This is a genomic window from Burkholderia sp. 3C (assembly GCF_054589155.1).
Map to the genome: position 1 here is coordinate 148,325 of NZ_BAAILN010000012.1, position 7,406 is coordinate 155,730.

At 68.1% G+C, this 7,406-nt stretch carries 7 protein-coding genes; 2 read left to right on the forward strand and 5 right to left on the reverse strand.

Features of this window, described 5'->3' with window-relative positions; translation table 11 throughout:
• Window position 1: 1 nt before the first annotated feature.
• The gene (locus tag ACYP33_RS01780) at window positions 2–481 is read right to left on the reverse strand and encodes a TRAP transporter small permease (protein WP_414447381.1); all 480 of its coding nucleotides are present in this window, start codon (window positions 479–481) and stop codon (window positions 2–4) included.
• Between the two features lie 104 nt (window positions 482–585).
• Window positions 586–1,578 (reverse strand): TRAP transporter substrate-binding protein, encoded by a 993-nt coding sequence (locus ACYP33_RS01785; protein ID WP_414447380.1) that lies wholly within the window; start codon window positions 1,576–1,578, stop codon window positions 586–588.
• Window positions 1,579–2,263: 685 nt separating this feature from the next.
• Here ACYP33_RS01785 and ACYP33_RS01790 point away from each other — a divergent pair.
• Window positions 2,264–3,505 (forward strand): MFS transporter, encoded by a 1,242-nt coding sequence (locus ACYP33_RS01790; RefSeq protein ID WP_414447379.1) that lies wholly within the window; start codon window positions 2,264–2,266, stop codon window positions 3,503–3,505.
• A complete protein-coding gene (locus ACYP33_RS01795) occupies window positions 3,498–5,171 on the forward strand; it encodes a thiamine pyrophosphate-binding protein (RefSeq protein WP_459619334.1) in 1,674 nt (557 codons plus the stop codon). Before ACYP33_RS01790 ends, ACYP33_RS01795 begins: the two co-directional genes overlap by 8 nt.
• A gap of 135 nt (window positions 5,172–5,306) precedes the next feature.
• Here ACYP33_RS01795 and ACYP33_RS01800 read toward each other — a convergent pair whose 3' ends face one another.
• From ACYP33_RS01800 to ACYP33_RS01810, 3 genes are all read right to left on the reverse strand, one after another.
• On the reverse strand, window positions 5,307–6,275 hold the full coding sequence (locus tag ACYP33_RS01800) for a LysR family transcriptional regulator (RefSeq protein WP_459619336.1): 969 nt from the start codon (window positions 6,273–6,275) through the stop codon (window positions 5,307–5,309).
• 25 nt (window positions 6,276–6,300) lie between these two features.
• Entirely contained in the window at window positions 6,301–7,002 is a 702-nt protein-coding gene (locus ACYP33_RS01805) for a hypothetical protein (RefSeq protein ID WP_414447376.1), read from the reverse strand.
• 146 nt (window positions 7,003–7,148) lie between these two features.
• Window positions 7,149–7,289, reverse strand: a complete 141-nt coding sequence (locus tag ACYP33_RS01810; protein WP_414439446.1) for a hypothetical protein — start codon at window positions 7,287–7,289, stop codon at window positions 7,149–7,151.
• Window positions 7,290–7,406: the final 117 nt, after the last annotated feature.

Below are 7,406 nucleotides of genomic sequence, written 5' to 3' on the forward strand. Positions count from 1 at the left end.
GTCAGGTTCGGTTGCGTTTGCGCAGCGCAAGCAGGTGCTCGAGCGAGAACAGGATGATGGCCAGGCCGGCCGGCATCGGGATCAGATAACGGACCGATTCGGGCAGGCCGATGATCGGGATGCGATCCTCGAAGGTGGTTTCGGCCATTTGATAGCAGCCGGCGATGATCGCCACGGCGAACGCCATCAGGCAGAGATGCTGGAAGGCGTGCACGACCGTCTGCGCCTTGGGCGAAAGCCGCCGCACGAACGAATCGAGGCCGATATGGCCGCCGTCGCGCACCTTCATCGCGGCGCCGAACATCGCGATCACGATCACCAGCAACAGCGCGATCGGCTCGACGAAATCGGGCGCGTTGTTGAAGACGTAGCGCATCACCACGGCGTAGAACACCATGGCCGTCAGCACGACGAGACTCGCCGACGCCACCACCGCGAGCGCCATGAACAGCACGTCGTTCGAGTGCTTGATGAACCTCATTGGGAACCTCTCGGGACAGGAAACGCGGCCGGGCGAAGCCTCGCGCGGCCGTTGAAGCACGGGCGCGGGCCGCTCGCTTGTCGCGGCGGCCCGTGCACCGGGTGTTACTTGATCTGCTGAATCTCGTCGACGATCTGCTTCATCATCGGGGTCTTCTCGTACTTGGTCCAAAGCGGCTGCATCGCCTTCACGAACGCGGCGCGGTCGATCTGCGCGGCCGGCACGATGGTCGCGCCGCCCTTCAGCACGGCGGTGCGCGCGTCGGCTTCACGCGCCGTCCACAGGTTCACGTAGTACGGCACGGAATCGGCGGCGGCCTTCTTGATCGCGGCCTGTTCCTGCGGGCTCAGCGTGTCCCAGATCTTCTTCGAGAACACCAGCACTTCCGGCGTCATGGCGTGCTGCGTTTCCGAGAACACGGTCGCCACTTCGTAGTGCTTGGTTTCGTCGTACGACGGCAGGTTGTTTTCGGCGGCATCCACCAGGCCCGTCTTCAGGCCCGTATAGACTTCCGAGAACGGCATCGGGGTCGGCACGCCGCCCATCGCGCGGATCTCGTCGACCATCAGGTCCGACGGTTGCACGCGCACCTTGAGGCCCTTCATGTCGGCCGGCGACTTGACCGGGCGCTTCGCGTAGATCGAGCGCGCGCCGCTTTCATAGAACGTCAGCGCGATCATGCCCTTGGCCTTGAACGCGTCGAGGATCTTCTGGCCTTCCGGGCCGTACATCACCTTGCGGAAGTGCTCGATGTCGCGGAACAGGAACGGGAACGACGGGATCATCGATTCCGGCACGATCTCGTTGAACGCCGCGCCGTTCGCGCGAACCATGTCGATCGCGCCGATCCGCACCTGGTCGACCGTTTCGTTCTCCGAACCGAGCGCGCTGTTGCCGTAGACCTTGATCGAATCCTTGCCGTCGGTCGCCTTCTTGATCTCGTCGCTCATGAACTTCACGGCCATGTTGGTCGGGAAGGTGTCGCTGTGGACGTCGGCCGAGCGGAACACGCGGGCCTCGGCGGACATCGTCGTGGCCGCGGCGAGCACCGCGACGACGGCGGCGGTGACGCGCGTACGCGTGAAGATCGTTTTCATGGTCAAGTCTCCTCAGGGAATATCGAGTATTGGTTTTGCCGTGCCGGGCAGGCGGCGTTCGTTGCGCGCTGCGTTCCGTCTTGTCGTCCGATCACTGTCAGGCAGCCACCCGCTGTCTCACGTCGTACAACTAGGAAGCGAGTCTATCGGGCCAGAACCACGCTTGTACACTTGGTGCATACCCGCAGAGGGCCACCTCGCCGAATCTGCCTCTCAGGCAGGTTTTATATAGGATTCAACGACTTGAATCCGAAACTCGCGCCCGTCGCCGCAGCGCCTCCGCGCGACCGAGGGAAAACTCTTTGGTGGTCCTGACTGCTCGGACAGATGTCATTAGACAACTGATCATTGCGGGTTAACCGCGTTTCGTTTTTGCCGTGGCGGCTTCGGCCGACGGCAAAGCTGCCCGCACAGGTTGATCGCGGTCGTCCCGGAATCAACCGTGATGTCCGAGCACCGGCTTACCGAATGCCTCGCATTCATTTCAATTGCCTTTCGTTCGCATGCCGAAACACGCCGGGCCGCGCGCGCATAGCTGCTATGCGGCCGGCGCAACGCGCCACGTGCGGCCGTCGCCATAATCGGTTCGACGATGCAGCCCGCGCCACCCGCGCCTTCGGGCCGCCTCGCCGCACCCATAACGACAGACGACAGGCGCCCATCCGCCTGCAGGAGACGATCGATCATGCAACCGTGGTACAGCACGATGGCGCCCGCCCAGCGCCGAACCTTCTGGGCATGCTTCCTGGGCTGGGTGCTCGATGCGATGGACGTGCAGTTCTTCGCGTTCGTGATTCCGACGCTGCTCGGCGCGTGGAGCATGACCAAGGCGCAGGCCGGCGTGATCGGCACCTCGGCGCTGGTGTCGTCGGCGATCGGCGGCGTGATCGCGGGCGTGCTGGCCGACCGCATCGGCCGCGTGCGCGTGCTGAAGCTGGCGATCCTGTGGTTCTCGTTGTTTACCGGCTTGTCCGCGTTCACCAACGGCTTCGAGCAGTTGCTGTTCACGCGCAGCCTGCAGGGCCTCGGCTTCGGCGGCGAATGGGCCGCGGGCGCGATCCTGATCGGCGAGGTGGTGGACAGGCGCATTCGCGGCCGCGCGGTCGGCGCGGTGCAGAGCGGCTGGCCGGTGGGCTATGCGCTGGCCGCACTCGCCTACTGGGCGCTGTTCAACGCGCTGCCCGAGCATCTGGCCTGGCGCGTGCTGTTCCTGATCGGCATCCTGCCCGGCCTGCTGGTGCTCTGGATGCGCCGCAACGTCGGCGAATCGGCGGCGTTCGAGGCGGCGGCCGAGCATCGCGCCCGCACCGGCATGCTGGAAACGTTCGCGCAGGTGTTCGCACCCGGCGTGCTGCCGCGCACGCTGCTGGCCTCGCTGATGGCGGCCGGCGCGCTCGGCGGCAACTACACGATCCTGACCTGGCTCGTCACCTACCTGCGCCAGACGCAGAACCTGCCCGTCAACCTCGCCACGCTCTATCTGGTCGTGAACCTGCTCGGCTCGTTCTGCGGCTATATCGGCATGGCCTACCTCAGCGACGGCATCGGCCGCCGCGCCACGTTCGCGCTGTCGGCGGCCGGCGCGATCCTGACCGTGCTGGCCTACACGCTGCTGCACCTGCCGCCGCTCGCGCTGCTGCTGCTCGGCTTCCCGCTCGGCCTGTTCCAGTCGGGCATCGTGTCGGGGATGGGCGCCTGCTTCACCGAGCTGTTCCCGGCGCAGATCCGCGCCTCGGCCGGCGGCTTCTCGTACAACTTCGGCCGCGGCATCGGCTCGCTGGTGCCGGCCGCGGTCGGCTTCACGAGCGCCGCCGCGGGCCTCGCCAAATCGATCGGCATGTGGGCCGCCGCGTCCTACGTGCTCGTCCTCATCGCCGCGGTATTCCTGCCGGAAACCCGCAACAAGGAGCTTGAAACCCATGTCTGACCTCACCCAGCCGCGCAACGGCGGCCGCCTGCTGGTGGATGCGCTGGTGCGCAACGGCGCCGATACCGTCTACTGCGTGCCCGGCGAAAGCTACCTGCCGGTGCTCGACGCGCTGTACGACACCCCGGGCATCGCCACCATCACCACGCGCCACGAGGGCGCGGCGTCGAACATGGCCGACGCGTACGGCAAGCTGACCGGCCGCCCCGGCATCTGCTTCGTGACGCGCGGCCCCGGCGCGACGCACGCGAGCAACGGCGTGCACACCGCCAACGAGGATTCGACGCCGATGCTGCTGTTCATCGGCCAGATCGAGGGCGGCTTCGCGGGGCGCGGCGCGTTCCAGGAAGTGGACTACGGCCGCATGTTCGGCGGACTCGCGAAATGGGTGGTGGAGATCGACCGCATCGAGCGGATTCCGGAAATCGTCGCGCGCGCGTTCAGCGTGGCGATGTCGGGCCGGCCGGGGCCGGTGGTGATCGCGCTGCCCGAGAACGTGCTGTTCAACGCGCCCGAGGCCGAGGTGGCCGACGCGCCGCCGGTGCGCATCGCGCGCGCCGCGCCGGACGCGCAGGCGATGGCGGAGCTGCGCGAGCGGCTGGCGCAGGCCGAGCGCCCGCTCGTGATCGCGGGCGGCACCGGCTGGGACGAAGCCGGCTGCGCCGCGCTGGCGCGCTTCGCAGCGGCCAACGACCTGCCGGTAGCGGCGTCGTTCCGCCGCCAGGATCTGCTCGACAACCGCGATCCGCATTACGTCGGCCAGTTGGGCCTGGGCGTGTCGCCGGCGCTGGCCACGCGCGCGAAGGCGGCCGACCTGCTGCTGGTGATCGGCTCGCGGCTCGCCGAAACCACTTCGTCGGGCTATACGCTGTTCGACAGCCCGGTCACGAAGCAGACGCTGATCCACGTTCATCCGGACCCCGAAGAATTGGGCCGCGTCTATCAGGCGGCGTTGCCGATCGCGGCCTCGCTGCCGGTCTTCGCGCAGGCGCTCGACGCGCTCGCGCCGCTCGACGCGGCCATCCGGCAGCGCTGGCACGACTGGACGGCCGCCGCGCGCGCCGATTACATCGCCCACTCCACGCCGCCGCCGGCCTCGCCCGAACTCGATGGCGTGGATCTGGCGCAGGTGGTCGCGCATCTCGACGCGGTGCTGCCCGACGACGCGGTGATCACCAACGGCGCGGGCAACTACACGGTGTGGGTGCATCGCTTCTACCGCTACCGCCGGATGGCCACCGAGCTGGCGCCCACCAACGGCGCGATGGGTTACGGCTTCCCGGCCGCGATCGCCGCCAAGCTGAAGTTTCCGGCGCGCGAGGTGGTGTGCTTCGCCGGCGACGGCTGCTTCATGATGTATCCGCAGGAATTGGCCACAGCCGTGCAATTCGGCGCGCCGCTGATCGCGATCGTCGTCAACAACGCAATGCTCGGCACCATCCGCATGCATCAGGAGCGCGAGTATCCGGGGCGCGTGTCGGCCACGCGGCTGGTCAATCCGGATTTCGTGGCGATGGCGCGCGCGTTCGGCGCGCATGCCGAGCGCGTGGCACGCACCGAGGATTTCCCGGCCGCGTTCGAACGCGCGCGCCAGGCCGGCGTGCCCGCGGTGATCGAGTTGCGCACCGATCCGCGGCAGATCACGCCGGCGAATCGGTTGGGTTGAGATCGAAGGGGCTGGGGCGGTTCGGCGGGTTCGTGCGGTATTCGGGCTTGATTCGAACGCGGTTCGGCCCCCTGGAACGCGTCGCCGGCAGGCGGCGCGAACCGCGCCGGTTACCCCCGAATACGCCTGCGACGCCTAAGCTTCGGGCGGAGCCGGCACCCCAACCGGCGCCTGCGGCGCAAGCAGCGTCGTGCCGGGCCAGCTGCCGTCATCCACCAGCGTCGCGGCCAGATCGCGGATCGCGCGCGTCACCTCCCACACCCCCTCGGGCATCGCGCGGTTCTGCGGCCAGGCGATCGCCACCTCGCGCGTGACGGGCGGCGTACTCAGCGCGAAGCAGCGCAGCCGTCCCCCCGCCACCTCCTCCACCACCGATGCCGCCGGCAACACGGTGCATCCGCAACGTTCCATCACGAGGCGCTTGGTCAGCGAGATCGAGCCGTCGCATTCGAGCGCGATCTGCGGCGTGAAGCCATGCCGTTCGGCCAGCGTTTCCACCAGCAAGCGCAGCCCATGATGCGTGCTCGGCAGGATCAGCGGAATCCGGCCCAGCTCGCGCACGTCGAACGGCCCGGGCGGCAGCATATAGCCGGCATAGGTGACCAGGCACACCGCCTCGGTCAGCAGCGCGTCGAACTGCATCGCGCCGCGATGCTCAGGCACGTACATCACCGCGAGATCGATCTCGCCGTCGCTGAGGCGGCCGAGGATCTGGCTCGCCAGCCCCTCGACGAAACGGATGCGTGTAACGGGATAGCGCGCCTTCAGCAGATTGCCGAGGCGGCCGAACATGATGCGCGCGACGGTGGGCTGCGCGGCGATGGTCAGGCTTTCGGGGCCGCGCCCGCCGCCGCTGCGCATCGCCTCGCGTGCCTCGTCGAGCGTGCGTTCGAGCGTCTGCGCATAGCCGAGCAGGTGCCGGCCGCGCTCGGTCAGCTCCACGCCGCGCCCGCTGCGGCGAAACAGGCGCACGCCCAGCTCCGCCTCCAGCAAACCGATGCGCCGGCTCACCGTCGACTGGTTGGTGCCCGACTCCATCGCCGTGCGCGAAATGCTGAGCGTTTTCGCGACGTGCAGAAACACCTTGAAATCGTCCGAATTCATCCGCGGCCCGCCGATCGTTGCACGCTCACCGGTAGCTCACCGTGGCGTGCGGCTTGAGCGGATCGCGGTCGGGGAACAGGCCCATCTGGAACAGGCAGGCCGAGCGGGCATCGTCGGTATCGACATGGATGGTGGCCGGTTCGTTGGCCGTGGCGGCGTGCTGGCCCGTCATCTGGCAGCCGTTGTCCCACGGGCCGCGGCTGCGTTCGGTGTCGAACCACACGCCGATGCGCGGGCCGGCCACGTTGGTGGCGAACTGCAGGTCGCAGCCGCCGGGGCGGTTGTCGGTATCGACCACGATGGCGGACGCCTGCGCGCGCGCTTCCTCCAGCGTGCGCACCACCGGCACGCGGTTGATCCCGGCGTTGCCGCATTGGCCCGGGTCGCCGGTGGGCGTGAAGCGCGTGATCGGCTGCCAGTCCTGCAGGCTGCGGTCCGGATCGATGACGGCCAGTTGCATGACGCAACCGCCCGGCGCGCCGTTGGTGGCCATCCGGATCGTGCGCGACCAATCGCCGAAGCCCGTCACGATCTCGCCGTGCGCGCCGCCGTTGCATTGCGCGGCCGAGATGCCGCCCTGCACGGTCGGCTCCCAACGTTGGTACAGCTCGACGTGCGCGTAGCGCGCGTCGCTTGCCGCCGCATGGCCCGCCGCCTGAGCGGCCAGGGCCGCCGAGCCGAAGGTCAACATGCCGCCCAGCGCCAGCCATTCGATGATTCGCGTCATCACAACCCCATGGTTCGTGGTTAGCTCGTCGGCCCGTATCGATCGCCGGTCGGGATGCGGGCCGTTCGTGTCGCGCGGTCGATTCTACCGTTCCGATTCGTTGCGAAATCATGCGAATCGTCAACGGCGCGCGGGCGGCCGCACGCTCAACCGCCGCCGCCGAGAAAGCGCAACAGCCACAACAGGAAATGGAACACCAGCACGAGCAGCGCCCACAGCCGTTCGAGCAGATCCCACAAGCCTTCCCGCCAGACGCCGGACGTCGCGCCGGCCCACCATCCATTCATCGTGCCTCCGTCGTATGCCCGCGACCGGGGCGCGGCGCCATCTTCGCATGCTTCGCGGCGCGGGCGGCCCGCTCGCGTGCAACGGCGGCGCACCAAAAAAAACGCCTCGGCCCGGAA